The 24,268-nt window shown below is 44.2% G+C and carries 23 protein-coding genes and 1 tRNA gene; 6 read left to right on the forward strand and 18 right to left on the reverse strand.

The window, feature by feature from the left end; genetic code table 11:
- Nucleotides 1-510 precede the first annotated feature (510 nt).
- Nucleotides 511-1,860, forward strand: coding sequence for a group II intron reverse transcriptase/maturase (gene ltrA / locus UWK_RS11090; RefSeq protein WP_015404462.1), 1,350 nt, complete (start codon nt 511-513; stop codon nt 1,858-1,860).
- 183 nt (nt 1,861-2,043) lie between these two features.
- On the opposite strand, the gene UWK_RS11100 is transcribed toward ltrA, so the two are convergent.
- From UWK_RS11100 to cysS, 8 genes are all read right to left on the reverse strand, one after another.
- The gene (locus UWK_RS11100; RefSeq protein WP_015404463.1) at nt 2,044-2,484 is read right to left on the reverse strand and encodes a hypothetical protein; all 441 of its coding nucleotides are present in this window, start codon (nt 2,482-2,484) and stop codon (nt 2,044-2,046) included.
- Nucleotides 2,485-2,512: 28 nt separating this feature from the next.
- The gene (locus UWK_RS18560) at nt 2,513-3,034 is read right to left on the reverse strand and encodes a type II toxin-antitoxin system HicB family antitoxin (RefSeq protein ID WP_015404464.1); all 522 of its coding nucleotides are present in this window, start codon (nt 3,032-3,034) and stop codon (nt 2,513-2,515) included.
- A 13-nt stretch (nt 3,035-3,047) separates the two neighbouring features.
- The gene (locus tag UWK_RS11110; RefSeq protein ID WP_015404465.1) at nt 3,048-3,311 is read right to left on the reverse strand and encodes a hypothetical protein; all 264 of its coding nucleotides are present in this window, start codon (nt 3,309-3,311) and stop codon (nt 3,048-3,050) included.
- A 275-nt stretch (nt 3,312-3,586) separates the two neighbouring features.
- Complete coding sequence (locus UWK_RS11115) at nt 3,587-4,447, reverse strand: DUF4393 domain-containing protein (RefSeq protein WP_015404466.1); 861 nt, start codon at nt 4,445-4,447, stop codon at nt 3,587-3,589.
- 145 nt (nt 4,448-4,592) lie between these two features.
- A complete protein-coding gene (locus tag UWK_RS11120; RefSeq protein WP_015404467.1) occupies nt 4,593-5,102 on the reverse strand; it encodes an LptA/OstA family protein in 510 nt (169 codons plus the stop codon).
- A 768-nt stretch (nt 5,103-5,870) separates the two neighbouring features.
- A tRNA-Gln gene (locus UWK_RS11125) sits at nt 5,871-5,944 on the reverse strand.
- Nucleotides 5,945-6,008: 64 nt separating this feature from the next.
- A complete protein-coding gene (gene amrB / locus UWK_RS11130; RefSeq protein WP_015404468.1) occupies nt 6,009-6,830 on the reverse strand; it encodes an AmmeMemoRadiSam system protein B in 822 nt (273 codons plus the stop codon).
- A gap of 1 nt (nt 6,831) precedes the next feature.
- Nucleotides 6,832-8,301 (reverse strand): cysteine--tRNA ligase, encoded by a 1,470-nt coding sequence (cysS, locus tag UWK_RS11135; protein WP_015404469.1) that lies wholly within the window; start codon nt 8,299-8,301, stop codon nt 6,832-6,834.
- 222 nt (nt 8,302-8,523) lie between these two features.
- On the opposite strand from cysS, the gene UWK_RS11140 reads away from it, so the two are divergent.
- Complete coding sequence (locus UWK_RS11140) at nt 8,524-10,083, forward strand: AmpG family muropeptide MFS transporter (RefSeq protein ID WP_015404470.1); 1,560 nt, start codon at nt 8,524-8,526, stop codon at nt 10,081-10,083.
- On the opposite strand, the gene mutY is transcribed toward UWK_RS11140, so the two are convergent.
- A complete protein-coding gene (gene mutY, locus UWK_RS11145; protein ID WP_015404471.1) occupies nt 10,042-11,151 on the reverse strand; it encodes an A/G-specific adenine glycosylase in 1,110 nt (369 codons plus the stop codon). The genes UWK_RS11140 and mutY overlap by 42 nt on opposite strands.
- A 139-nt stretch (nt 11,152-11,290) precedes the next feature.
- On the opposite strand from mutY, the gene UWK_RS11150 reads away from it, so the two are divergent.
- Nucleotides 11,291-11,776: a flavodoxin family protein gene (locus UWK_RS11150; RefSeq protein WP_015404472.1), complete on the forward strand. Its 486-nt coding sequence runs from the start codon at nt 11,291-11,293 to the stop codon at nt 11,774-11,776.
- Here the strand turns inward: UWK_RS11150 and UWK_RS11155 are convergent.
- The 3 genes from UWK_RS11155 to UWK_RS11165 are packed head-to-tail and all read right to left on the reverse strand — an operon-like array spanning nt 11,768 to nt 16,492.
- Nucleotides 11,768-12,184 carry a PGPGW domain-containing protein gene (locus tag UWK_RS11155; RefSeq protein WP_015404473.1) on the reverse strand — a complete coding sequence of 139 codons (417 nt, stop codon included), beginning with the start codon at nt 12,182-12,184 and terminating at the stop codon, nt 11,768-11,770. The two genes, UWK_RS11150 and UWK_RS11155, sit on opposite strands and share 9 nt — an antisense overlap.
- 25 nt (nt 12,185-12,209) lie before the next feature.
- Nucleotides 12,210-13,049, reverse strand: a complete 840-nt coding sequence (locus tag UWK_RS18565; protein WP_015404474.1) for a 50S ribosomal protein L11 methyltransferase — start codon at nt 13,047-13,049, stop codon at nt 12,210-12,212.
- A 5-nt stretch (nt 13,050-13,054) separates the two neighbouring features.
- A complete protein-coding gene (locus tag UWK_RS11165) occupies nt 13,055-16,492 on the reverse strand; it encodes a DUF748 domain-containing protein (RefSeq protein ID WP_041916402.1) in 3,438 nt (1,145 codons plus the stop codon).
- Nucleotides 16,493-16,864: 372 nt separating this feature from the next.
- On the opposite strand from UWK_RS11165, the gene cdaA reads away from it, so the two are divergent.
- The 3 genes from cdaA to glmM are packed head-to-tail and all read left to right on the forward strand — an operon-like array spanning nt 16,865 to nt 20,023.
- On the forward strand, nt 16,865-17,656 hold the full coding sequence (gene cdaA / locus UWK_RS11170; protein WP_015404476.1) for a diadenylate cyclase CdaA: 792 nt from the start codon (nt 16,865-16,867) through the stop codon (nt 17,654-17,656).
- A complete protein-coding gene (locus UWK_RS18570; RefSeq protein WP_015404477.1) occupies nt 17,653-18,627 on the forward strand; it encodes a CdaR family protein in 975 nt (324 codons plus the stop codon). Before cdaA ends, UWK_RS18570 begins: the two co-directional genes overlap by 4 nt.
- Nucleotides 18,628-18,679: 52 nt before the next feature.
- Nucleotides 18,680-20,023 carry a phosphoglucosamine mutase gene (gene glmM, locus UWK_RS11180; protein WP_015404478.1) on the forward strand — a complete coding sequence of 448 codons (1,344 nt, stop codon included), beginning with the start codon at nt 18,680-18,682 and terminating at the stop codon, nt 20,021-20,023.
- 172 nt (nt 20,024-20,195) lie between these two features.
- On the opposite strand, the gene UWK_RS11185 is transcribed toward glmM, so the two are convergent.
- The 6 genes from UWK_RS11185 to tagD all read right to left on the reverse strand — a co-directional run bounded on the left by UWK_RS11185 (nt 20,196) and on the right by tagD (nt 24,268).
- On the reverse strand, nt 20,196-20,525 hold the full coding sequence (locus tag UWK_RS11185; protein WP_015404479.1) for a nucleotidyltransferase family protein: 330 nt from the start codon (nt 20,523-20,525) through the stop codon (nt 20,196-20,198).
- Nucleotides 20,506-20,922, reverse strand: a complete 417-nt coding sequence (locus tag UWK_RS11190; RefSeq protein ID WP_015404480.1) for a nucleotidyltransferase substrate binding protein — start codon at nt 20,920-20,922, stop codon at nt 20,506-20,508. Before UWK_RS11190 ends, UWK_RS11185 begins: the two co-directional genes overlap by 20 nt.
- Nucleotides 20,923-21,104: 182 nt before the next feature.
- Nucleotides 21,105-22,193: a glycosyltransferase family 9 protein gene (locus tag UWK_RS11195; RefSeq protein ID WP_015404481.1), complete on the reverse strand. Its 1,089-nt coding sequence runs from the start codon at nt 22,191-22,193 to the stop codon at nt 21,105-21,107.
- A gap of 17 nt (nt 22,194-22,210) precedes the next feature.
- On the reverse strand, nt 22,211-23,116 hold the full coding sequence (locus tag UWK_RS11200; RefSeq protein WP_015404482.1) for a class I SAM-dependent methyltransferase: 906 nt from the start codon (nt 23,114-23,116) through the stop codon (nt 22,211-22,213).
- A gap of 23 nt (nt 23,117-23,139) precedes the next feature.
- The gene (locus tag UWK_RS11205) at nt 23,140-23,865 is read right to left on the reverse strand and encodes a CDP-alcohol phosphatidyltransferase family protein (RefSeq protein WP_015404483.1); all 726 of its coding nucleotides are present in this window, start codon (nt 23,863-23,865) and stop codon (nt 23,140-23,142) included.
- Entirely contained in the window at nt 23,855-24,268 is a 414-nt protein-coding gene (gene tagD, locus UWK_RS11210; RefSeq protein WP_015404484.1) for a glycerol-3-phosphate cytidylyltransferase, read from the reverse strand. Before tagD ends, UWK_RS11205 begins: the two co-directional genes overlap by 11 nt.

Below are 24,268 nucleotides of genomic sequence, written 5' to 3' on the forward strand. Positions count from 1 at the left end.
GTTAGAGTCCCCTGTAAGTGTTCCATGTAACGTTGTGAAACGTAACATAAATTACTAGCCAATGGCAAGGGCGTTACCGTGAGGTAGGGTCTGAAGGAAGCCGGATGGCAAAGATATGGGGTGACGAACAGAAATATCATATAAGGCCGAGTCTCTGGGTCAGTCAGCACAACATGATTACGCCCGGGAACAGGAGATACGGTAAATGATGCGCTCGCATATCGGAAGTTCACGCTCTTATTCGGGGAGATCTGTATTCCATGCAATATGAAATTATTTCCAGTGAAATTACCGGTGGGGTTCCGGTTTCCAAATATCCCGGCATAGACAGGGAATGTCCTGCCCGTCTGTGAGATACGAAGAAAGAAGACAGACAGGAAATGATGAAATACGGCACCACTTTGAGCAATCGGAATGGTGAGAATGCAGAAGTCAGCAGAAGCCATAGTAGTCCAAAGCCGGGGGTAATGCCGCGGACACGGTGAAGGGCTGAACATTAAGGAGAGAAATATGTTGCCAAGACATCTTACACGTACTGTGAACCTGAACGGGGGAGTAGTGTATAAGCGTATCGCGGATGAGCAGTTCTCAAACGATCAACTACTGGAACGTATAGTTTCGACAGAGAATGTCGGTAAGGCCTGGAAACAGGTGCGCAGTAATAAAGGTGCTCCCGGAATCGACGAAATAACAGTCGGGGATTTCCCGTTCACTTTTCGTGAATGCTGGCCTGAAATACGCTCAACCATACTGGAAGGGAATTACACCCCTTCTCCTGTTCAGAGAGTTGAAATCCCCAAACCGGATGGCAGTACTCGTCCTCTTGGGATTCCAACTGTGCTGGATAGAGTTATCCAGCAGGCCATCGCTCAGGTTATGAGTCCTATTTTCGAGCCTCATTTTTCAGAATCGAGTTGTGGGTTCAGACCGGGCAGATCAGCCCATGATGGAGTGAAGCAGATAAAGCAGTACATCAGACAGGGCTACAAAGTCGCAGTTGATATGGATTTGTCGAAATTCTTCGACACAGTCAACCACGATGTTCTGATGAACCGGGTATCACGTCGGATAGAAGATAAACGTGTACTCAAGCTTATCGGCAAATACCTTCGGGCTGGCGTAATGGTTAATGGCCGTCGTCTTGCAACTCCGCTTGGAGTACCGCAGGGCGGTCCTCTTTCGCCACTTCTTGCAAATATTCTTCTTGACGATCTGGATAAGGAACTGGAGAAACGTGGTCACCACTTCGTTCGTTATGCCGATGACTTCATCATTTTAGTGAAAAGTCTTTCAGCAGCAGAACGGGTGATGGCCAGTGTCAGCAGATTCCTGAAAAGAGAGCTACGGCTAATCGTCAACGAGAAGAAAAGCAGTTTTGGTAAAGTGGAGGAATGCAGTTTTCTCGGGTTTGTCTTTGTGCGAGGCAAAATAAGATGGAGCGACAAAGCCTTTTGTGAGTTCAAAAGACGTATTCGTCTTTTTACCGGAAGAAGCTGGGGCGTCTCCATGGAATACCGCCTACACAAACTTGCAGAGTATGTACGGGGCTGGATAAACTATTACGGCATTTCGGAGTATTATCGCCCGATCCCGATAGTAGACGAATGGCTCCGTCGCAGGATACGAATGTGTTTCTGGAAACAATGGAGATATACACGAACCAAAGTGTCCAATCTTCTCAAGCTGGGAACCTTCAAAAGACAGGCAATTATGACAGCATTAAGTCGTAAAGGCCCATGGCATCTCGCCAGAACCCTGGCTGCACAAACGGGCATGACCAACAAATGGCTGAAAGAACTTGGGTTGATATCTGTCAAAGACCAGTGGGTGAAGATTCACTATCCGGCTCAGGCCCGATGACCTTAATGAACCGCCCTATGCGGAGCCGCTTGTGGGGTGGTGTGGGGAGGGCGAGGGAAAACCTCGCCCTTACCCGATTCGGCGATTTTCACCATCTGGCTTGTCGCTAAACCTAAAAAAGGCCAGGCACTCTCATGAGTATCCGGCCTTTTAAAGGTATGAAAATATGATAAATATTTTTGATTATCCAGGGGAAGGTGCATTGCTCTTAGGTTCTTTTATTAAGTCAACTAGAAATGGAATTTCGCTATCTAACTTCCATCGTGTATTTCTTTTTGTTTCAACCGTTATCAAGTATTCACCTTCATGCTCAGCCACAAGGTTAGCTATTTCAACGTTTATGTTTGCTGTCCTGCCTACAGGACCACCAATTACAATTGGTTGTTCCAGTAGTATTTCTTTTTTTTCTGTTCCGGGAACAATTATCCCTATACGGAAACGAATATTTCTTTTATTTTTAGAATTATAGAACCATGTTGAGGTGAGTATTAATGGTGGTATTTTAGATGGCAGACCTGTAAGGCCAAATGAAGCTCCACTTAACACCTCGATAAAACTTGGTAATTTAGTTCTTTCATCTGCTATTACTTTGCTACAGATGAGACTCGTCACATGTCGGATCATATCATCATCATCCTTTTAATACTCTTAATTATTGTAAGCTGAAGTTATTTGAGCTGCCGGACAAAAATGCACCGACTGCACTTTCTTTAGTACCTTCAATGTCGGTAGTGATATTCAAATATTGAGAATGCTCAGAGGCAAGGATGGCAACATTTTTAGCCATACCCGCTGTTTGACCAATGATCGCTTTAAGTTCATCAATAACGTTTTTGTACACTTCAACTTTGCTGGAGCGTTCTTGGAGCATTGACACAATTTGTGAATTAAGAGAAATTCCTTCTTGTTCAGCTATTTTTGACAACCGTTCATGGAGTGAAACAGGTAGTCGTAGTCGAAATTGTCCACTGAACTTTTTCGCTGTTTGTGGCAACGGAATTTCTTCACCATCTTCTTTTAATATTTCTATTGCATCAGCTAAAACCAAATTTAATTGTGCAGTTGCTTTTTCTTGTGTTTCGCCAAACCCCGACAAAAATGGAAATTCCATTGAAGTCGCCACAAAGCACTCATCCTCTTCGCTCCACAAGGTACTTATAGAATATTTGTGCATTATGATCCCTTTATTATAATTTTATCTGAAATTCTTCTATGAAACTAAGTAACTGTTTTACTTGGTAGGGTTTAGCTTTGCTTTTATCTCGTTCATCATGTTGAAAGTTCATCAAATTATTGGGTGCTTTGATGGTTGAGTGTTTATACATGAATCCATGACCAGAACTTTTTCTTCTCTCAAAGCCAGCTTTCCCTGCTAACTTCAAAAGATTTTTAAAGCTAACATTCTTTGGGTTGGCAATCGCATCTCCTAATAGCTTTTCTATACGACTCATCAGGTCATCTCTCATTATGGTACCACAGGGGGGACCATTTTGTAAACTATCTGTATTTATTTATCAAGGGTTAATTTTATGCAAGGCTTACCTATCTCCGCCAGCCGAACGCCAGAGATAACCGGCTTGCCAACCAGTTGGCTACCAAGTTCAAACGGCTAAAATTATTGAAGCTAACTCAAGAGAACGCGCGTGCTCGCAAGTCGGGTTGATTGATTTGTTATGTTATTTCATGCACATATGATATTTACAGCAGTGTTTATCTGTGCGAAACTTTAATTTATTGCCCATTTTTGAATGTTGAATTTATTACTTTCACCGCTATATGCCCAATTTGCACCTGTTGCAACAGCGAAATCATTACCGAAGGTTGTTAATTTAACTGACCAAAAGTAAGATGAATCTAGTGTTTGAGGACAACGCTCATCTTTTCTTTTTTCTTTTTTATATTTTTCAAATTCACTCCAAAGTTTACCCATAACTCCATAAGAATATTTTGAACCGCAGTCTTCGTGAGGGAATAATGATTCCTTTTTAGTTTTGACAAGACCGAGTCTTTCTAGGTTGCTGATGTATAACCACATTCTGGAATTATTTTTTATGCCAGCCTTAACTTGTAAAGGGAAACTGTCTTTAGAAAACTGAAAACCACTTTCTACTTTCATATAAAGGCTAGCAAATATATGTGCTTCTATAATATTGTATGGCGACGAAGCAATAACAGAGAAAATTCGGCATTCGTCGGATACCAAATTTTTTAGAACTTCTGCAAAAGCTGGGTGGGTAGTATCAATTTTTTCTTGATCCATATTCCCTGCAAGTAAGTTTACAAACATAGTTCTTGGCAGCGGGTCTTCTGCATTTATGGTTGACTGTAGTCCTTGGATTACCCTGATTGCCATCTCTGGTTCTGGGCTAACGATAGTTGAAGGGTCTTTTCTCTCATTTTTGAACTTTTGCTCAATTGCGGATTCAACCCAGTCAAATGTTTTATCTACTGTTGATATAAGGCCGGAGACAGGACGTAAGGTTACTTTGATTGCTTCAGTCAAAGTGTTGCCAAATTCTTTTGCGGCACCGTGCACTACATCATCATAAATTTTGGGGATCAAAGACTTAATAACTTTTTCTTCCATTATTTCATCCTTACAAACATAACGCAAAGCTAAGACGCGCGCCTAGCCGAGGTTAGAGTAGGTTCGAGTTGTATTGAGATGGCCGAAGCCGATTTAGCAAAGCGCAAGTTTGCGCGTCGTGCTTGAGCGAATTGTTATGTATTTTCTATTTTGGCGTAATTGTACCAGTTGCTTTTTGGTCTGGACAGCTCTCAACTTCATACGATGCATTTTCAATATAATAAGTGATTTTACAGCCGGTTACTTCATGTTCGCCTAAATAAGCTATGGGGTGCTCTGTTAATATGATTTTATCATCCTCTTTGTCGTACTCCGCTTTTCCTGATGATGTTGAATGGCCGTTATTAATTTGAATTTTAACATCATTTGTGGCGATGAGTTTTTTTACCTTCTCAGCCATTTTTTCGTCGCCTGAATTAGAAATATTTTCGTGCAAAATAACCAGCTTTTGGCACTCAATTTTCATATTGGTTGATGTGGCAACTACGTCTTTTGTAATGATGATGATGTTTTCTTTATTTTTGAACTCCCAATAGTCACCTATGACATGCAACTTAGATGCACCAATATAACCCTCTGCGGCCTTAATTTGCGGGACATAACTGGCAATTGCTAAGAGGATTGTGAAAAGGGCGATTGGTTTCTTGGTGTTCATTTGGTGTTCATATACATAACAGTGTTAATACATGGACAATGTCCATCATATTACCTTATATCTGGCTACATTTTCCTCTTATCTTGATATTAAAACATTCTGCATGGAAAATAGTGTCCACTTATTACCTTGAAATCTCTATTTTCCAGCTATTGCCATATTAGGGCCAAAAAGTGGAAAAACAGACGGTTTGCGTCATTTTTCCCACAAACATAACCGGACTGTTTTTTTATAGATATTATGGGAGATGTCCAGTGGGCAAGAATGGCCTAGGCAGAAATACCTTAAGTTAATATAATTTCCGCTCCTCTTCCTTCAAATAAACCACCATCCATTAAAACAGACGATCCATACTTATTCAATGAATAAATGTGCTATTTGTTTGATAATTCAAATGAATTTTTTGTAAAGATGTGCGGTGGCAAGGGTAACTGTCGTGCAATATAGGCAGGTTTAGATGTTTTTTATACATCTCGATTTCAAAAGAGTGACTGAAACTCAACCGACTGGAAACATAAAAATTTAGGTAAACAGGAGGAGTGTGATTGTTTAGAGTTATGTGGAATTCCAGAAATTTCCCTTGGCCATTCACGCCGGAATCGTGGTCTGTCCCTTAATCCCTGCTTAATCCCCCACTGCAGGTGACGTCAATACATGGGCTTTGTTTATTGCCATTAGAAATAAAAAACGTGGGACAGGAGTGGGATAGGGGGGGGCAAATGAAAAAAGCACATAGGGCAAAAACGCTCTATGTGCTTGAATTTTCAATGGCTGGGGGACAGGGATTCGAACCCCGATAAGCGGAGTCAGAGTCCGCTGTCTTGCCGTTAGACCATCCCCCAGAATGGGTGCTGTTGAGGGAGATTATTTAGACAGTTTTGGTAGTTCTGTCAAGGAAAAAGACCCTTAAGATATGAGGACTCCGGCATAGCCAACGACCTGTTTGGTGTCACCGGAGATTTCACCAGAATCTGTGTAGCGGACAAGTTCGGTTTTCGTGGCCCCAAGTTCTAAGGCTGCTATCAGGGCAACGGTGACCGGCATGATTCCGCACATTGAAATGTTGTGTCCGATGACAGAACGGTAGAGTATATTCGGATCCATATCTGCTATCTTCTTCAGCACATAATGATCCTTTTTGTCAGCTGCTTCCCGTGGTTCGTAATGGGTCATGTCGGTAGAGGCAACAATCAGGATATTTCCGCTATCATTTTGTTTGATGACTTCTGCCAGGGCCAGGCCAAGTTCATTCAGAATCTGATAGGAGACGTGTGAGATAGTGATGGGGACAATGGAGAGATTCGGTTGTACCATCTGAAGAAAAGGAATCTGCACTTCCAGTGAATGTTCATAGGTGTGTGCGAGTTCATCTTCCTCAATAATATCTGTTGCTTCAAGTAAATCCTGCGCAAAGTGACGGTTAACGGGGACACTGCCCATGGGCATATTCCAGGTGGCAGTGGAGAGGGCTACGGGGGCGCCTTTTCCGGTATGGTTGGGGCCAAGAAGGATTACCGTTTCCGGAACTTCTACCCTGCCAAGTGTTTCAGCTGCAACCCCTCCAGAGTATACGTATCCGGCATGAGGAGATAGGGCGGCCAGAACTTTTTGTTTTGTTGCAGGTAGAGGATGGTTGCCTGCTAATTCCCTAATGGCGAGTCGCAGAGACTCTGCATCTCCAGGGTAAAATCTGCCGGCAACAGCCGGTGAACGAATGATGGATGCCATGTCAGCTCCGTTTTACGCTCCAGCCGGTTCCTTCCGGTCCGTCTTTGAGCTCTATTCCACGGTCGAGAAGTTCATCGCGGATTTCATCGCTTCGGGTCCAGTTTTTGTCTGTTCGAGCCTGGTTGCGTTCTGCTATAAGTGCAAGAATCTCGGCTTCGCTGATGTCAGTTTCTGCAAGCATGGCAGCCTTCTTGTGGGCAAGATATTCGGCTGCATTTTCCTGAACTATTCCCATGATAGCGGCAAGCTTTACGATGTCTGCAGAACCACTTTTCAGTAGATTGTAATCAGAGGTCGCGGGTACATCAGGAAGCTGCTGGATAATCTTATTGATGACCTTTACTGTTTCAAAAAGGCTTGCCTGGGCCTGGGCAGTATTAAAGTCATTGTCCATGGCCTTCTGGAATCGTTCTTCCAGTGACTCTATCTTTTTTATGTCTTTTGGTGTTGCAACGATTTCAGCACTGTCAGAATGAGCCGTTCCAAGAGCATCGCAGGCGGCAATACACTCATAAAGACGATCGAGACCCGTCATGGCATCCTGCATGGCTGCCTCGGAAAAATCGAGCGGGTTGCGATACTGGGTGGAAAAGATAAAAAATCTCAGCACCTCAGGGTGGTAATGGGCAAGAATATCTCTGATGGTAAGGAAATTTCCAAGAGATTTCGACATCTTTTCATCACGGATGGTGACAAAGCCATGATGGATCCACATATTGACAAAGGGTTTATTATTGGCACCTTCACTCTGGGCCAGTTCGTTCTCATGATGTGGGAAGATCAGATCTTGACCACCGCCATGGATATCAAAGGTGGAACCAAGATATTTGCGACTCATGGCGGAGCATTCGATATGCCAGCCAGGTCTTCCAGGGCCCCACGGGCTATCCCAGCTGGGTTCTCCCGGTTTGGATGCCTTCCACATTACAAAATCCATGGGATCTGTTTTGTTTTCATTGACGGAAACGCGGGCACCTGCCTGCATATCGTCAAGGTTCCGCCCTGAAAGTTTGCCGTATCCATCAAAAGAATGCACTTTATAGTAGACATCTCCCCCGGCGGGGTAGGCCATGCCCTTATCGATGAGTTCACTTACCAGGTCAATCATTTCCTGGATGTGCTCGGTGGCCTTTGGTTCCATTGTTGGCCTGTCCACGCCAAGTCTGTCCATGTCAACGTAGAATTCATCAATAAAACGATTAGCGAGCTCTTCTGTTGTGGTTCCCTGTTCCTCTGCGCGTGCAATGATTTTGTCATCAATGTCAGTGAAATTCCTGATGTATGTGACTTTGTTGCCACGATACCTGAGGTAGCGGACTATCATGTCGAAGGCGAGTGCCGATCGCGCATGTCCAATATGGCAGTAATCGTAGGATGTAATTCCACAGACATAGAGTTTTATATGCCCAGGTTCGATGGGTTTTAGGAGTTCTTTTTTTCTGGTAAGTGTATTGTATATCTTAACTGGCATAGTCGCGGTGGTTCCGGTTTTATCAAGTGGTTGGAAACCTGTTTTCTTTAAGTACCTTATGTATTCTTTTCTTGTTTTTTGAAAAGAATTTGGTGAAGGTGCTTTCACCCCTCAAGGGGTACTGTACTGAGTACTGGCTTACTTGGTGTTCACCAGTATGAGAGAATAAAAAAAAGTATAAGTTCATTGATACCATAAATCAATTGCGGGGAAAAGAGAAGAATGGCTGAAAAAAATAGCAGCAGTGGCAGTAAAATTGATATGCTGAGGGTGTGGGTACATCCAAGAGTTCTTACCATGCTTTTTCTCGGGTTTTCGGCTGGAGTTCCAATACTTCTTATTTTTTCAACCCTTTCGGTATGGCTGCGTGAAGCCGGAGTCAGTCGTTCTGCGGTAACGTTTTTCAGTTGGGCGGCACTCGGCTATTCCTTTAAATTTATATGGGCACCTCTTGTCGACAAACTCCCCCTGCCACTATTGACAAAAATGTTCGGCCGTCGTCGTTCCTGGATGTTATTTTCTCAATTTTCGGTGATTACAGCTATCGTCTGGATGGGCCTTACCGATCCCACCCGCAGTGATACCAGTCTTGTATATATGGCCCTGGCTGCTGTTTTTCTCGGCTTTTCTTCTGCGACTCAGGATATTGTTATTGATGCCTATCGTATTGAAAGTGTCGATGAGTCCATGCAGGCCATGCTGGCATCCACCTATGTTGCCGGGTACCGGATCGGCATGCTTGTGGCAGGTGCGGGGTCTCTTTATATCGCTTCCTGGCTGGGGACGTCGCGTGAGTTGTACAATGTGAGCGCCTGGCGTGGAACCTACCTTGTCATGGCTGCTGTTATGCTGGTTGGGGTAGCTACGACCTGTGTTATAGACGAACCTCAGGGTTCTGGCAAAACCCCCTATCGCTATACAGTCATTCAGTATATCAGATTCCTCTGTCTTTTTCTGCTTGCTGCTGCTCTTTTTGCAGCATGTTTTTTTCTCAGTGCTTCCTTTGTTGCCTCGCTGAAAGAACAACTGGTTGCAAGCGCTGGCATACATGGAAAACTCATAGGCTTTATGGTGGAAACAGTACGCCTCTTTCTTGCGCTTGGAGTGGCGGCCTTTGGGGCTCTTCTGGCTGTTAAAGCAGGGCTTGCTGATAGGGACATGGTGCAGGAGAGTTATGTTGCACCGGTTCAGGACTTTTTCCTCCGTTATGGAGTGAAAACAGCAGTTGTCCTTCTCCTTTTGGTCGGGTTTTACAGGATTTCAGATATTGTCCTTGGGGTGGTTTCCAATGTGTTTTATCTGGACATGGGCTTTAGTAAGAACGTGATAGCTACAGTCACAAAGACTTTTGGCCTTTTGATGACACTTGCTGGTGGATTTCTTGGCGGGGTACTTACTATTCGTTATGGCGTATACCGTATGCTCTTTGTTGGTGGAGTTCTGGCTGCAGCAACCAATCTGCTCTTTATGCTCCTTGCGCAAAGCGGGGAGAATATAACTGTTCTCACTGTGGTGATTGGTGCTGATAATCTCTGTGCGGGACTGGCGTCAACAGCCTTTGTGGCCTTTCTCTCCAGTCTTACCAATATCTCTTTTACCGCTGTTCAATATGCTCTGTTCTCATCACTGATGACATTATTTCCTAAATTGATAGGTGGTTACTCGGGCACTGCCGTTTCAAGTTATGGCTATGAAACATTTTTTCTGATGACAGCAGTCCTTGGGGTGCCGGTACTGGTTTTAATCTGGTTTGCAGGGAGACTGGTTGAGAAAAAAACCTGATTCTTCCATATGATTGATAAGCTTTCGATGGCCCGCCGGAAAGGCGTGGCTTGCAAGAGCAGTAAACGGGATCCATTTGAATTCCTGCGCGGCGTGGAGAACTGGATCGCTATCCTGTTGAGCAAGCGTCACAAGGAAACAGTGCAGAGTGACTTTATAGCGGGTGAAATGATGGATGGTGGTGGTGATCTTTGAGTCAATCTCTATCTTAAACTCCGTTTCCTCAAAAAACTCCCGGACGACCGTCTGCTCTGGGGTTTCTCCCAGTTTTAACCGCCCACCGGGGAATTCCCAGAGCGATCCCCACACATCATCCTCGAGGCGCTGCTGAATAAAGAGTTGCCCATTGTGAAGAAGGACACCCGTAGCCATCTCAATAGGGAGAATCTTTGTACTTTTTTTGGGTATAGGCCGTTCAGGGATAAGATCGTGTTTGAGGGCCAGACAGTATGGTGCCAGGGGGCACAGGGAGCAATCCGGTTTTTTGGGGCGGCAGATAAGCGCTCCTAGTTCCATCAGGCCCTGATTAAAGTTTCTCGCCTGTTTGGGGGGGAGCAGTGTTTCTGCCTTCTGCCAGTGGATTCTTTTTGCTTCCGGGCTTCCTGAAATCAGATCTATATTAAAGAGCCGTGCAAAAATCCGTTCGATATTGGCATCAACCACTGGTACGTCACGGTTGAAGCTGATGGAAGCTATGGCGCCTGCCGTATAGGGACCGATGCCGGGCAATTTCAGCAGCTCCTTTCGGCTGCTTGGAATCCTTCCCTCGTGTCTCTCGACAAGGATCTGTGCAGTTTTCAAGATGTTTCGTGCTCTTGAATAATAGCCCAGTCCCTCCCAGCACTTCAAAATCTGATCTTCAGAGGCCATTGCCAGTGTTGCTATATCTGGAAATGTATTCATCCAGCGAGAAAAAAAAACAGTAACTCGATCCATCTGAGTCTGTTGGAGCATAATTTCTGATATCCATATCTGGTAGGGGGTATAGCTGCTTCTCCACGGAAGATCTCTCTGGTTCTTGTCAAACCAGTCGAGGAGTGCCTGTTGAAGAGTGTTGGGGGTGGACATGAATAATCTGTTTTAGTCAAAAGTTTTAAACAATGGCACAATATGCTTGCGCAACTGGATACAGTTTCTTACAGTTAATTGAAATAGGAAAATAGAAGAAGCGTTTTTAAGAGTATGTAAAAAAAAAGGAGGATTTTCCATGAAAAGTCTAGTCGTCTACTCGTCAAAAAGTGGTAATACCAAAAAACTGGCCGAGGCGGTTTACAACCATCTCAGCGGAGAAAAAGAAATTTTTGCAGTTGCAGACGCTCCAGATCCTGCCGGATACGACTTTGTTGCGGTCGGTTTCTGGCTGCAGGGTGGTCAGCCTGACCCTGATTCCCAGGCGTTTCTGGCGAAAATTGCAGAGGGACAGGATCTGTATCTTTTTGCTACTCATGGTGCAGCTGCCGGGTCGCCACATGCCGAGAATGCAATGAATGCTGCGAAATCCATCGCTGCCAAGGGCCATGTGATTGCCACCTTTTCCTGTCCCGGTCAGGTTCCTGAAAAGGTTCTGGAAATGGCCAGCAAGAAAGATCCCCAGCCGCCATGGTTGGCTGACGCTCCAGCTGCAGTTGGCCATCCCGACGAAACCGATGTTAAGAATGTTGTGCGTCTTCTTGTGGAGTTGGATTTACCTTAGAGAAACAAAGGAAAACTCCGGTTTGTTCTCTTTTTTTCTGATCCAGTTGAGTCCTTTCTGCACTGGACGATAGGAGAGCAGACGATCTGTCAGCGCCCGTTTTCCAGGAAAGTCCAGCAGAGAGATGCCAAGGATAATGGTAAGGATTCCCTGGCCTGGGAGAAAGAGCATCAGGATCCCGGAAAGAAAAAGGATGAATCCTAAAAAGTAGCGCAGGGTACGAAGGAGGATGAATATCACAGGATGTTCATCCTCCTTTTTTTTGTGTTCGTGGAGGTGGATAAAAAAATCCTTGTCGAGCATACCGATGATCCAGGGAATGATAAGCAGGCTCAGGAAGAATGTCGCAGTTGAAAGAAGGCCAAGCAGGCTGAGTAGGTGGCCGTATGTGTCAATAAAGAGTTGCATTACGCTGAGAGTCGTTGACGGAGGATCAGACCATTGTATTGGCAAGTACCCAGAGTCGCCAGGTATCGGATTTTCTTCTTTCAAGAAGCTTGAGTTTATCCATGGGGAGGGCAGCGAGGAGTTCCTCTTCCATGGAGGGAATAAATCCCGAGATAATATAGTAGCGTGCATTCCAGAAATCCGGATTCTCAAAAAAACTGAGCAGCAGCCCTTTGTAGAGGTTTGCCACCACCAGGTCAACGCTGGTATCGGGAAGCACACCACGAAGGTCTGCCTCCATAACCGTGATCTGTGTGTCACAGTTGTTTAAGCCTACATTTTTTTCGGCCACGGTACATGCAAAGGGGTTGTTGTCATAGGATCGTATTGTATCGACCCCAAGCTTGGCAGCACCGAGGGAAAGTAATCCTGTTCCTGTGCCAAAATCCACCATGGTATTGATTTGCCTGGGGGTGGAGCAGAGCATATCACTGATCGTCTGCAGACACAGTCTGGTGGTAGGGTGAAACCCGGAGCCAAATATAACACTTGGGTCGAGCTGAATGGTGATTTCTTCCTCGTTGTCGTTCAGCTGGTCGACTTCCCATAGTGGAGCAACAACGAGAGGCGGTACAGAGAAGGTGGTGATATCCAGTCCCGCCTCCCAATCCTGATAGTCCAGATTGGCGTCATAGATGATTTCTGCGCCACTCCGCCTGCAGATAGCTTCGACAAGTTCCTTTTTTTCCTTATGAAAAAAGAGGATTGCGGTGTCATCTTCAATCCAGGTACCGATAAGGTCTGGATCATCAATAATGCCTAAATCAATGCGGTCAAAATTGTAGACATAGAGCTGGTCGTAACGGGTATATGGCGGTTTTAGCATAATTATTAGGGAGTACTGCGAACTGTTGTGATACCGATACGGGAACCATTTGTAGCGCTGGCATCGGTGATTTCCGGTTTGTTCATTATGGTTACGCGCCGGGGAGAAATATTCAGGCTGTGGACACAGAAATCGTACACGATGAGACTACGTTCCCTGGCCAGGCCGAGCAGGGTTTCATCACTGATGGAAACGGGCTTGGCCTGAATCGGTTTATATCCGGCAAGATCTTTTTTAGGGATATTCTCTTCTTTTACGGTGTTTCCCGGCGGTGCAGCCAGTATTGCGGCTTGTTGCTTCTTCTGGTATTCGGCAAGAGCCTGACTGTTGATACTGTCAACTCGTTGCTGTTCTATTTCTTCCTGTAATGCCTGTAATACTTGCCGGTCTGTTTTGTTGTCGGCCAGTCCTGTTATTGTAAGGCCGAGTCCGGGATGTTCATGTAAAAGTTCGGCGTATCGGCCAAGAATCTTTTTACCTTTACTGTCAATTTGGTTTGAGCCTGGCTGAAAGGAGACAGTGTTCTGATCCTGCAGATCTTTAAAGCGGCGGTCAAGCAGGAGTGGGGTGTAAGATGCTTTGATGACAGTTGTTTGAAAGGTAGTCAGAGCTTCTTTGAGGAGTGAGCGACTGCTGTCCGTAATGGCTATATCCAACGGAAAGGAGTTATCAGTGTCCTTCAGAAAGGCGAGCGCCAGCGCCGTGTCGGAATTGAGGGAAGCAGGTTGAAGGTTTGTAACAATGATTTTATTTTTACTGCTGAAAAGTGAATCTTTTTCAATCATATTCAGCTCCAGGGACAGGCTTGCATGCTCTGGACTGATCGTGGATGACTCCAGTTGTTTGTGAAATATTTTAAGTGGTAAGTCAGAGAATTTCATTCCTGCACGAGCCTCAAGTGAATCGTCAAACAGAGCCAGAGCACCAGACAGGTCGAGTGGAGACTCTTCCAGCTTTCCGGTCAGGCTAAAGATGGCAAGGCCGTTTTTAGTGGTGTTGAGATTCCTTATGGTTCCTTCCAGTGCATTGACTGTTGTCGACCATGAAGGGGACAGGCGGCTGTCTGTTATGCTTATGGAAGCATCTTTTAAATTAAAATTCCGTATCTCAAGAGGAAAGACTGTTTTTTCTTCTGCACTCTTCTCTGCTACAAGCCGTATTCCTTTTTGGAGATCCTGAAAGGCTGATTGAGCACTTCGCTGCCATTGAAGCTGTGGAGAATTGAGCAGCATGGATTCCGCCCGGAGTGAGAAAGGTGTGAGGCGACAACTGATGTCGTTTAATTCTGCTGATTTCCAGGTAAGGAGCGGTGTTTTAGGGGCTACCTGGAGGAGCGAGTCAGTTAGCCTGATGTCCCCCTGGAAGGAGGCGTCGGGATAACTGTAGGTACCTTTTCCGTGAAGTGTGGTTTTGCTATGAAATAAAAGTGGCCAACTGACAAAAAAAGGAGAGAAACTCTGTGAGTCAATATTAGAGAATGCGAGATTTGCCTCAATCTGTATGGGGGCAAGATTAAAGACACCCTTTGCTTTCACGATACCTTTTTGCGGCAGTTGTCCCGAAAAAGCAAAATTTTCTGTGGTGGAAGTTTGCTCAAGTCTGTTTGTCTGGAAGCGGATTTCAGAAATGAGGAGAGGTTTCTTTTGGGTTTTGCTGTTTTTTATGGTGACCTCTCCCTCAAAATCAATACCCTGTATGAGTGGATGGTTTTTAGCTGTGAAAAGCTGATTTAACAGGGGAGGAAGCGTATTGTCGGTAACAGTCAGTGACGCATCTTTAAGAAAAATATTACCAAGGTTGTACTGGTCTGCTGTTTTGCTGAGACGGGTAAAGCGAATGGAATCTGCTTTTAGCCAGGTGTCTTTGCCGTGGAGAAACTTCAGGTCATGGAGTTGCAATATGGCATCGTCAAGGGTATGGCCAGTTGAATTGTTCTCTCTGGGGGAAATGCTGAGATCACCAGAAAGTGTAGCTGTCCCATGAATCATGTCCTTTGATTCCGGGAGCAGTTGCCGGAAAAGGATACCCGCGGGAAAATTATTGAGGAGGAGTTTTCCCTTTATTGTCTCGCTACTCTGATACTTTCCCTGCCACGAAAAGTCGGCTTTGTTCGGGGCATGATTTCCACTGACGTGGAAGATTCCCGTCGCATTGGTAGAATCAAAATTTTTGATGGTAAGCTGCAGATCACTCCACTCTGAAGTGCTTGGTTTTCCCTTGATCGTCTCGTCAATCAGGGTGAGCTTACTCTGGTCGGTCAGGAATCTGTCAATAATGATGGTTGGAGGAAGTGTTCCCTGGGGATGGCTTGGAAAGAAAATCTGCTGCAGGACTGCCTGGAGTTGCCCCCCATTGCCTGAGAGTTCAATATTTTTGGTTATTATATCTCTGATGTGAAATTCTTTTCCGACGGGTGTTAGCATCGCATCCAACTTCATGGCAGGCACAATGAGCTGAAAAGTATCATCGTTTCCCTGCATCTCAATATCCATCGCATCCATCTTGATATCAATGCTGAGGCGATCTCCCTGTCGCTTATCAGGGGCGAAACTTATTTCTAAAGTGGTGTCTGCCCATCCTTTTTTTATGGAAAGAGGGACAGTTGACGGAAGATATGAAAAATAGGGAACCAGGTCGAGAGACTTTATATTACAGGAAAGTTTTGTCTGGAATCCCTGATTGTCAGGAAGTTGAACAGCCTCACCTGTCAACTGGATCGGGCTACCATTGATGACTGCAGAAAAATGAGGCTGGATATAATTGTTTGACTGGAAATCGAAATTGGAAAGTGTCGGAATGGCAAGTTGCAGATCTTCAACAGCATGTTTTTTTTCAGTGACTTGATCTTCAAACAGAATACGACTGTTGTTGATATCAATATTGTTGAGTGAGAAGAGAAATGGCAATGTTGCGAAATGTATAATATCGCCCTGTTCCTGATTCTTTGAAACACGTGAAAGAGCTGGAATGTTATAGTGGGTATCTTTATATCGAATGAGGTTCAGTTGCAGTTTTTCAATTGTCAGTTTGTCACAGGTGAATGAGTTGCGAACCAGGGAAGTCAGGTCAAGATCGATAAAGAGTGACTGGGCGCTGAGTAGCGGGTCCGTTGTTGCATTTTTATCGAGGTCTGCGGTGAGCTGTTTTAGCGTAAGCTGGAAATTGAGTGGATTGAGCCGGGCACTCCCAATGGTCAGGGTGAGGCCCAATTGCTTTTGTATATAGCGGGGAATGTATTTCTTTATTGCCAGAGGGACAATATAAATTGCAGTCAGGAAGTATGTGGCAATGAAAAAAAACACCAGAATGGGAAGAAAAAATGATTTTCGTGGTGTTGTCGGCTTCTTGGCGGGCTTGCCAGGTTTTCGATGTTTCTGCGGTTTCTGAGGTTTTGGGGATGGGATGTCAGAATTGATTGCTATGGAGCCGTAATGATCAGACATGGGAATAAACTGTATTAGAAGGTGCTTTAACTTGCATATGTAATGGTTGTTGTATTTGAATGTAAGGGTGTGCGATAAGTCACGCTGTCTCATCTGCGACCAGTATACCTGACATCGAAAACAAAAAAATTAAAAAAATGGAGATTTGTTGCAGGATTATTTTATTCCTCTATCACAATCCTGTGATTACTACCGGATGCTTCAGGAATCGTCAATCGTGTGGACGGTACCCCTGCTGTTGAATGAAAAAAAACAGTCAATAACTGCTAAAAAAAAAGGAAGATGAATTTTGTTTGGAAAAAGTTGTTAAATTCAAGTAGTATAAAGAAAAGTTTTTTCTTAATCCCCTTCTGATGACGTGACCGAACACTAATGCTTGCAAGTTTCAATATTTTACGGTGGCAAGATGTCCTGGATATTCTGGTAGTAGCTTTTATTATCTATCAGCTTATAGCCATTATCCGTGGTACGCGTTCTGTTCAGATGGTGCTGGGGTTAATCGTGGTGGGTATGGTCTATTTTATGGCCTCCATTCTTGATCTTGTTACTCTCCAATGGCTGCTGAAAACATTTCTCGGTTCTCTCCTGCTTATTATTGTAATTGTTTTTCAACAGGATATTCGCCGGGCTCTGACTCAGGTAGGAAAATCCCCTTTCCAGAAAAATCTTGATATGGCCGAAAAGGATCTCGATGAGATTATTCGTGCCTGTTATTATTTGTCAAAGCGGCGTATAGGTGCTCTGATTGTCATTGAAAGAGAAACAGGACTACGTGAGTTTGTTGATTCTGGCTTTAAATTAAACGCAGTTCTGAGCAAAGAATTGCTGATTTCAATTTTTATGCCGGTTTCTCCTCTTCATGATGGCGGTGTGATTATTTATAAGGGGAGGGTGCAGACAGCGGGATGTATTATGCCACTCTCTCAAAATCCATATATCAGCAAACGTTTTGGAACCCGCCATCGTGCAGCAATTGGACTCTCCGAGGAGACAGATGCGGTTATTATCGTTGTGTCTGAGGAGACCCAGGAAGTATCACTTGTTCAGCATGGCGCTCTTACTGCCATGCACGATGAGATGACTCTCACCAATACCCTGCGAAATATTTTTCTTCCAAAAGAAACTCTGACTAACGGCTGGAAGCAATGGGTGGGGCGCACATGAATGTTTTTAATTTTCGTCATTGGATGCAGCTCTCTCCCAAGGATTGGGTGCTTCGCCTTGTTTCTCTTGGACTTGCCATTGTGCTCTGGTATTTTGTGGGCGGAGAGGACATTGTAAATAAGAATGTTATGGTGCCCGTCGAGGTTATTAATCTGCCTCGTGATCTGGTTATCTCCAATCAGTATAAGAAAGAGATTGAAGTCTCTGTCAGTGGCCCTCGTAGTCTGGTTATGGACATTGGAAACCGTGGGATTTCCCGTCATATTGACCTTTCCCAGGCAACGCCAGGTACCATGGTACTTGAAAACACTAATGATGTTATCAGTGTTCCCCGTGGGGTAAAGGTTCTCCGTATTCAGCCCAAGAGCGTGATTCTTTCACTGGATAAAATGATCCAGAAACAGTTTTCAGTGAATCCTGTCACCGTTGGCATGCTTGCAACGGATTTTATATTAAAAGAGATTCGTATGGAACCAGACTCGATTTCCATTACTGGCCCTCAAACTGTATTGTCACAATTTGACGTGTTGCGTACAAAGCCAATTGATATTAGCGGGTTGCGGAAATCGACTCAAATTCAGATTCCCCTTGAACTTGACCCGGTGATTGTAGATTTGATTGGTGCCACCACAATCACAGCCGATCTTGATATTGCAGTTGAAACAGTGCAGAAGAAGATTTCAAATCTGACCGTTGAAGTGGAAAAAGATGGCGCACCTCAAAGAGTTACTCCAGCTACTGTGTCCATCACCGTTGCACTTCCCAAAACTTTGATCCGGGAAAAGGTGGATCTTCAGTCATTATTTACCATTACTGCAGTGGATGAAAAAAATGATGGCCAGATGCACGTGAAGGCAATTCCCACTAACAAGTTTACTGATAATCCCATTCGGGTGATTCGTATTGAGCCTCAGGTTGTGACTTTGATTGAAGAGGTTGTTGTCCCTGAGGGGCCCGCCACACAAGAGTGACTGTAGAGTATATCTTTGTGCTCACAATCAAGTAATTCAAACAAAATAAATCATGAGAAAATTATTTGGAACTGACGGTATTCGCGGAGTAGCAAATATCTACCCCATGACCACTGAAATAGCCATGCAGGTTGGTCGTGCCATAGCTTTTATTGTTAAAAACCGTAATGGTCGTCACCGTATTGTAATTGGTAAAGATACCAGACAGTCAGGTTATATGATAGAGAATGCCCTGGCTGCCGGAATCTGTTCCATGGGAGTTGATGTGCTGCTCGTCGGCCCTCTGCCAACACCAGGCATTGCCTTTATTACAACTTCTATGCGGGCAGACGCCGGTGTCGTAATTTCGGCATCTCATAATCCGTTTCAGGATAATGGTATTAAGATATTTTCACACGATGGGTTTAAATTGCCCGACGCACTTGAGGCCGATATTGAAGATCTTATTTTTTCTCAAAAGATGGCAGCACTGCGACCGGTTGCGGAAGAAGTTGGCCGGGCAAAACGCATCGATGATGCCAAGGGACGATATATTGTGTTCCTGAAAAATATTTTCCCTAAAAAGCAGAAGCTTGATGGCATGCACATTGTCCTTGATTGCGCCAATGGGGCAACCTATGGCGTTGCTCCTCACGTATTTGAAGAACTTGGAGCCAAGGTGACAACTCTTGGGGTAAATCCCGACGGTAAAAACATCAATCACCTGTGCGGAGCATTGCATCCGGAACTGATGGCAGCGAAGGTCAAGGAGACTGGTGCTGATATTGGTCTGGCACTGGATGGTGATGGCGATCGGTTGATTGTCTGTGATGAAAAAGGCAAGGTGGTTGACGGCGATCATATCATGGCGATTTGCGCCAAAGATCTCATGAAGAAGCGGAAGCTGCGGAAAAAAACACTTGTGACAACGGTTATGTCTAATCTGGGACTCGAAGTTGCCATGAAAAAAATGGGCGGAAAAATGGTTCGTACCCAGGTCGGCGACCGCTACGTTGTAGAAGAGATGCGCCAAAAAGGATATTCCTTTGGCGGTGAACAATCGGGCCATCTGGTCTTCCTTGACCATATTACAACGGGAGATGGGAATCTGGCTGCTCTTTGTCTTCTTGCTATTATGCAGAAACGCAACAAACCAATGTCAGAGCTTGCGCGTGTGATGGAATCCTATCCCCAGGTTTTGAATAACGTGAGGACATCTAAGCCAATTGATCTCGCAAATTTCATAGATTTTCAAGAAACTGTGAAGAAGATGGAGAAAAAACTAGGTAAGAGCGGACGGATACTGGTGCGAGCATCGGGTACAGAGCCAGTTATCCGGGTAATGATTGAAGGGGAAAAAAGGGAAACCATTCAGGCTATGGCAGATGAGCTTGGCGATATGATTTCCAAAGCATAACCTGAGTGGATGTTACTAGCTGTCTCACCACAGTTTGTGTCCTGAATGATATGATATGAACCATTGTCCATGACTGGGGGTAACTTCACTGTTCAAACAAACTGAGCCACATCTAACCGTTACAGATCTGTAGCCACTCAAGTAACCTTAATACGTTTTCCAATACACTTTTTCACGGGGTTTCTGTATTCGACGCGTAAAGAGTTATTCCATGTGTTTTAATATGTTCGAGCAGGTTTTCATTTTGAGTTGACTCCAGGTGGATACAATCGAAAAAGTAGGGAAGTAAGGTTTCCTCTTCGAGGTAGTCTCGGATGCGGCTCACAAGCTGCGGTGTTACTTTTTCCCCACTGAATGCACAGTCAATATCGGATCCAGATTTTGCGTTACCTAATGCTCTGGAACCGAAAACCACAACTCTTTCGATTTCAGGGTAGCTGGAAAATATGGAAATCAGTTGTGACACTGTTTGCGGCGGTAGGTCAATTCTCTTCCTGCTCATTACATTCCTGGAACCATTTAACCAGTTTTGTGATTTCTGGTGCAAAGTCCTGTTTGATTAGTCTATATGATTCCATGGCGAGGGTTTCGTCATAGGTATGCGCCAGTAAGTTTCTTTTTCCCAGCATATCCAACCAGCACTCTCCTTCGTCAATTATCTGATGATGAAAAGCTTTCTTTATGATTTCTCTTGGAAATTGACAGATAACACCCTGGGCTTCGAGATAGTCTTTTAATGTCTTCCAGGAAAGTTCAAAGGTGAACTCAAAACTCTGGATAATACCCTGTCGCTCGATATCGCTGGGATGTTCAATGTCCAGTCCTCTTTGGAGCTGGCGAAATGCCTTCTCCAAATTCTGGAACCGTTGTTGCCAGCGTATTGTTTTCAGTTGGTTCATTTGATGTTTGTTTGAATCAGTGAATCAGAGGACATGTTGTAGTTTTTCTTTGTATCACTATTCATTTCATTCTTGCCATACTGGTACAAATTATACCTTGATAGTGTGATTTTCTCCTATCATTTTTTTGTGGAATAATTAAAAGGAAAAATGCGGACACCTGTGCTCTGAAGCAAGATCTCTCATTCTGTTCTTTTGTTTATGAGGCTCATGGCAGCAGCAAAGACCTCCTGCACGGTGATTTGTTGCATACATGCGGCATTGTTTGGACATTTTGGGGTGTAGCCAAATCTGGTGCATGGTGAGCATGAAAGCTGTTTATTAATGATAATATGTTTATCTCCATGTGGTGCCCATTTGGCAGCAATACCAGAACCGAATAAAGAGACGGTTGCTTTGTTAAGGGCAACACCAGCATGCAGCATTCCGGAATCCCCACTAATCAGTAAGTGGGAGTTTTGGATGATAGCAAAAGACTCTGCAAATGTTGTTTTTCCTGCTAAATTTGTCCCTTTGTTTCCTTTGACTATCTCATTGCCAGTATCGATGTCTTCCTTTCCGCCAATAACTACTACCTGAAATCCTTTTTGATTGAAAAGTTGGGTAAGGCGAAAAAAATTGTCCTCCCCCCATTGTCTTTCCTGGATGCTTGCTCCAGGAAATATGCAGATGTATGTTTCTGACTGCAAAGGTGTAAGCAGTCTTTGGACTGTTTGTTTTGCGGACTCAGGTAGTTGCAGGAATGGTTTGGATATTTTTTCTGGTGGTGTAATACCGAGTGGTGCCAGCAGATTGAGAAAACTATCTGCCTCGTAAGTGTCGTGTGAGTAGTCAACACAATCTGAAAACATTTTGACACGCTCGTTTCCAGAAAAACCGATTTTGACATCACTGCGGATAACACGTGAGACGACCGCAGAAAGACGGTGGTGCTGCTCGGTGTCGATGATACAGTCATAGCGTTTTGTTAAACAGGAGAAGAGTTCCATGAAATGATCATGCCTGTAGACTTTTTCTACGGCTGAACACAAGGTGAAAACTGCTCCATTTCGGGTTTCAGCCAATATCTCAATATGGCAGTCAGGGAAAGCAGATTTGATGGCTTGAATTGCTGGAATAAGAAGGATTGCATCTCCAATACCACCAGGACGGATGAATAAAAAACTGGGTGCAGCAGGAAATTCTCGTCGGGTATTTTTGAACCGGGGTAAAAGACGAATTAAGAGTGAGCCAAATTGTTGGTCAATACCTTTTAGAAAGAGAGTGTTCATCAGGGAAGGATTGACGATTATGATTTTTTTTGAGGCCTGGCAAACACAGTGATATTATCACTACGACCTGTCAAATAGCCTAGGGCAATGAGTGGTGCGAAAAATAGCATTGAGAGTGGGGTCGTGCTCAAGGCTCTACCAATACGAGGGAACCTTCGAGTAAAGCTTTGAGGGTACCAGAGAGGTGATGGCGTTTGGTACAGTTTTGATACGTTATACCCACAGGATATTAGCAGTATGCGAAGCGCCTTTGGGTTGAAAAAACTGCAATGCCAGGGAAGAACCCATGTCCAGTTTGTTCCGAATATCTTTCTGCCGATACAATAAATATTTGGCACAACTATCAGGAGTAGTCCGTTGTTTGTTAATTGTGGAATCAGCTCACGTAATATTTTCTGCGGATGTTCAAAGTGTTCGACAACATGACGGATGACAATTAAGTCAAATTTTTGATCTGGCTTCAATTCCTCAGCATAACATGACAAAACGTCGAGTCCTCTTTGCCGAGCAATTGCTGCTCTTTTTGGTGATGGCTCGAGTCCTGTAACAATTGCTCCAGATTCTGCCCAAATTTGTGAGATTAGCCCGGTACCACAGCCAATATCCAACATCCTGAAATCCTTTTTCCCGAGGAGCTGTCTTGCTTTGGCAATTTCAGGGTTTATTATTAAGCGTTTGTGGAGGGTACGTAATAGGTTACTCTCAAACAATTCTACAGCACCGTCTACAGATTCCATTTTACGTTCCTCAACGTCTAATAGAACAAGGGGGCGAAGAAATTCGAGGGTGCAGCTTTGGCAACGGTAGATGAACGATTCTCCATTGTTATGGAGAAGACGGTAAAAAACAGAATCGGTGGTATCGCCGCATCCTGGGCAGATACGGGGTGAACTTGAGGTCCTGAATGCTTCTAGTGTGTTCATCAAAGTATTGGTAGCCCTTATCTTTAGGGAAATGGTTTCATATCTGTGTGGAGAGATACAAAAGTGGAAAAAATTGTATACGATACCACCATCATGAGCATATAAAAACCAACTTGCAACCCTAGCCCTGGCATTCCAAATAGGGGGAAAAATACGAAAATCAGGGCCGTGTAATCGGGGAAAGAGAGAAAGGACTTGATATTACGTTGAAACCACCATTGACGGTATCGGTTGTACCATCGAAAGAAAGGGAAAGTACCTAAGGTTTCTTTATGTTGCTTTACCGCAAATCCCATCAGATAGCTTATGTAGCATTCTGCGACATGCATAAACAGCATTGCCCAAATCCAAAGAGAGGACAGCATCCCTTGTGACCAAGCCAGGCAGAGCAGGATGAGGATGTCTCCTACCAGGTCGGACATGTGATCAAGGTAGCGACCTAATTCTGATGATTGTTTGTTGATCCTGGCTACAGTCCCATCAGCACAATCACCCACATAGGCAAGATAATAACTTAATGCACCGATAATTAGCCCTGGGTAACTGTTTGTTAGAAAACAACTCATTGTTATCAGGCGAAAAGCAATGGCAGAAAATGTTATATGGTTTGCAGTCAATGATGTGCGGTTAACCACATATACAACTAATTTACGCGAAACTGGTTGTATAAAAGGGAGCGCCCACCATGTTTTTAAAGACATCGCTGCATCTGCCTGGGACTCAGTGATCTTAGATTGCTTATCCGCCATTACGTAATTGACCTTTTAAAGAAGAACTTGAGATGTCTTTTGTGCGGGGGAGATAGATGACTTCACAATACTCTTTTAAAAAATCAAATTCTCCCTTCCAGTCATCACCCATTACAAAGATATCAACTTTATAGTGCAATACATCTTTGATTTTCTGATCCCAGCTTTTTTCTGGAATAACCAGATCAACATAACAAATTGCTTCAAGGATTTCTTTTCGCTGATCAAAAGGTAAAAAAGATGACTTGTGTTTGAGTAGATTGAAATCATCAGCCGAAAGACCAACGATTAAAAAGTCTCCCAATGCTTTAGCACGTTTTAAAAGACGGATATGGCCAACATGGAGAAAATCAAAAGTGCCATAAGTGAGGATTGTTTTGATATTTGCATCAATAGACATCAT

The organism is Desulfocapsa sulfexigens DSM 10523, from assembly GCF_000341395.1.
Lineage (GTDB): Bacteria > Desulfobacterota > Desulfobulbia > Desulfobulbales > Desulfocapsaceae > Desulfocapsa > Desulfocapsa sulfexigens.

Coding starts and splice junctions, on each gene's coding strand:
- ltrA (WP_015404462.1), top strand. CDS start 511: ATGTTGCCAAGACATCTTACACGTACTGTGAACCTGAACGGGGGAGTA.
- UWK_RS11100 (WP_015404463.1), bottom strand. CDS start 2,484: ATGATCCGACATGTGACGAGTCTCATCTGTAGCAAAGTAATAGCAGAT.
- UWK_RS18560 (WP_015404464.1), bottom strand. CDS start 3,034: ATGCACAAATATTCTATAAGTACCTTGTGGAGCGAAGAGGATGAGTGC.
- UWK_RS11110 (WP_015404465.1), bottom strand. CDS start 3,311: ATGAGTCGTATAGAAAAGCTATTAGGAGATGCGATTGCCAACCCAAAG.
- UWK_RS11115 (WP_015404466.1), bottom strand. CDS start 4,447: ATGGAAGAAAAAGTTATTAAGTCTTTGATCCCCAAAATTTATGATGAT.
- UWK_RS11120 (WP_015404467.1), bottom strand. CDS start 5,102: ATGAACACCAAGAAACCAATCGCCCTTTTCACAATCCTCTTAGCAATT.
- amrB (WP_015404468.1), bottom strand. CDS start 6,830: ATGGCATCCATCATTCGTTCACCGGCTGTTGCCGGCAGATTTTACCCT.
- cysS (WP_015404469.1), bottom strand. CDS start 8,301: ATGCCAGTTAAGATATACAATACACTTACCAGAAAAAAAGAACTCCTA.
- UWK_RS11140 (WP_015404470.1), top strand. CDS start 8,524: ATGGCTGAAAAAAATAGCAGCAGTGGCAGTAAAATTGATATGCTGAGG.
- mutY (WP_015404471.1), bottom strand. CDS start 11,151: ATGTCCACCCCCAACACTCTTCAACAGGCACTCCTCGACTGGTTTGAC.
- UWK_RS11150 (WP_015404472.1), top strand. CDS start 11,291: ATGAAAAGTCTAGTCGTCTACTCGTCAAAAAGTGGTAATACCAAAAAA.
- UWK_RS11155 (WP_015404473.1), bottom strand. CDS start 12,184: ATGCAACTCTTTATTGACACATACGGCCACCTACTCAGCCTGCTTGGC.
- UWK_RS18565 (WP_015404474.1), bottom strand. CDS start 13,049: ATGCTAAAACCGCCATATACCCGTTACGACCAGCTCTATGTCTACAAT.
- UWK_RS11165 (WP_041916402.1), bottom strand. CDS start 16,492: ATGTCTGATCATTACGGCTCCATAGCAATCAATTCTGACATCCCATCC.
- cdaA (WP_015404476.1), top strand. CDS start 16,865: ATGCTTGCAAGTTTCAATATTTTACGGTGGCAAGATGTCCTGGATATT.
- UWK_RS18570 (WP_015404477.1), top strand. CDS start 17,653: ATGAATGTTTTTAATTTTCGTCATTGGATGCAGCTCTCTCCCAAGGAT.
- glmM (WP_015404478.1), top strand. CDS start 18,680: ATGAGAAAATTATTTGGAACTGACGGTATTCGCGGAGTAGCAAATATC.
- UWK_RS11185 (WP_015404479.1), bottom strand. CDS start 20,525: ATGAGCAGGAAGAGAATTGACCTACCGCCGCAAACAGTGTCACAACTG.
- UWK_RS11190 (WP_015404480.1), bottom strand. CDS start 20,922: ATGAACCAACTGAAAACAATACGCTGGCAACAACGGTTCCAGAATTTG.
- UWK_RS11195 (WP_015404481.1), bottom strand. CDS start 22,193: ATGAACACTCTCTTTCTAAAAGGTATTGACCAACAATTTGGCTCACTC.
- UWK_RS11200 (WP_015404482.1), bottom strand. CDS start 23,116: ATGAACACACTAGAAGCATTCAGGACCTCAAGTTCACCCCGTATCTGC.
- UWK_RS11205 (WP_015404483.1), bottom strand. CDS start 23,865: ATGGCGGATAAGCAATCTAAGATCACTGAGTCCCAGGCAGATGCAGCG.
- tagD (WP_015404484.1), bottom strand. CDS start 24,268: ATGATGTCTATTGATGCAAATATCAAAACAATCCTCACTTATGGCACT.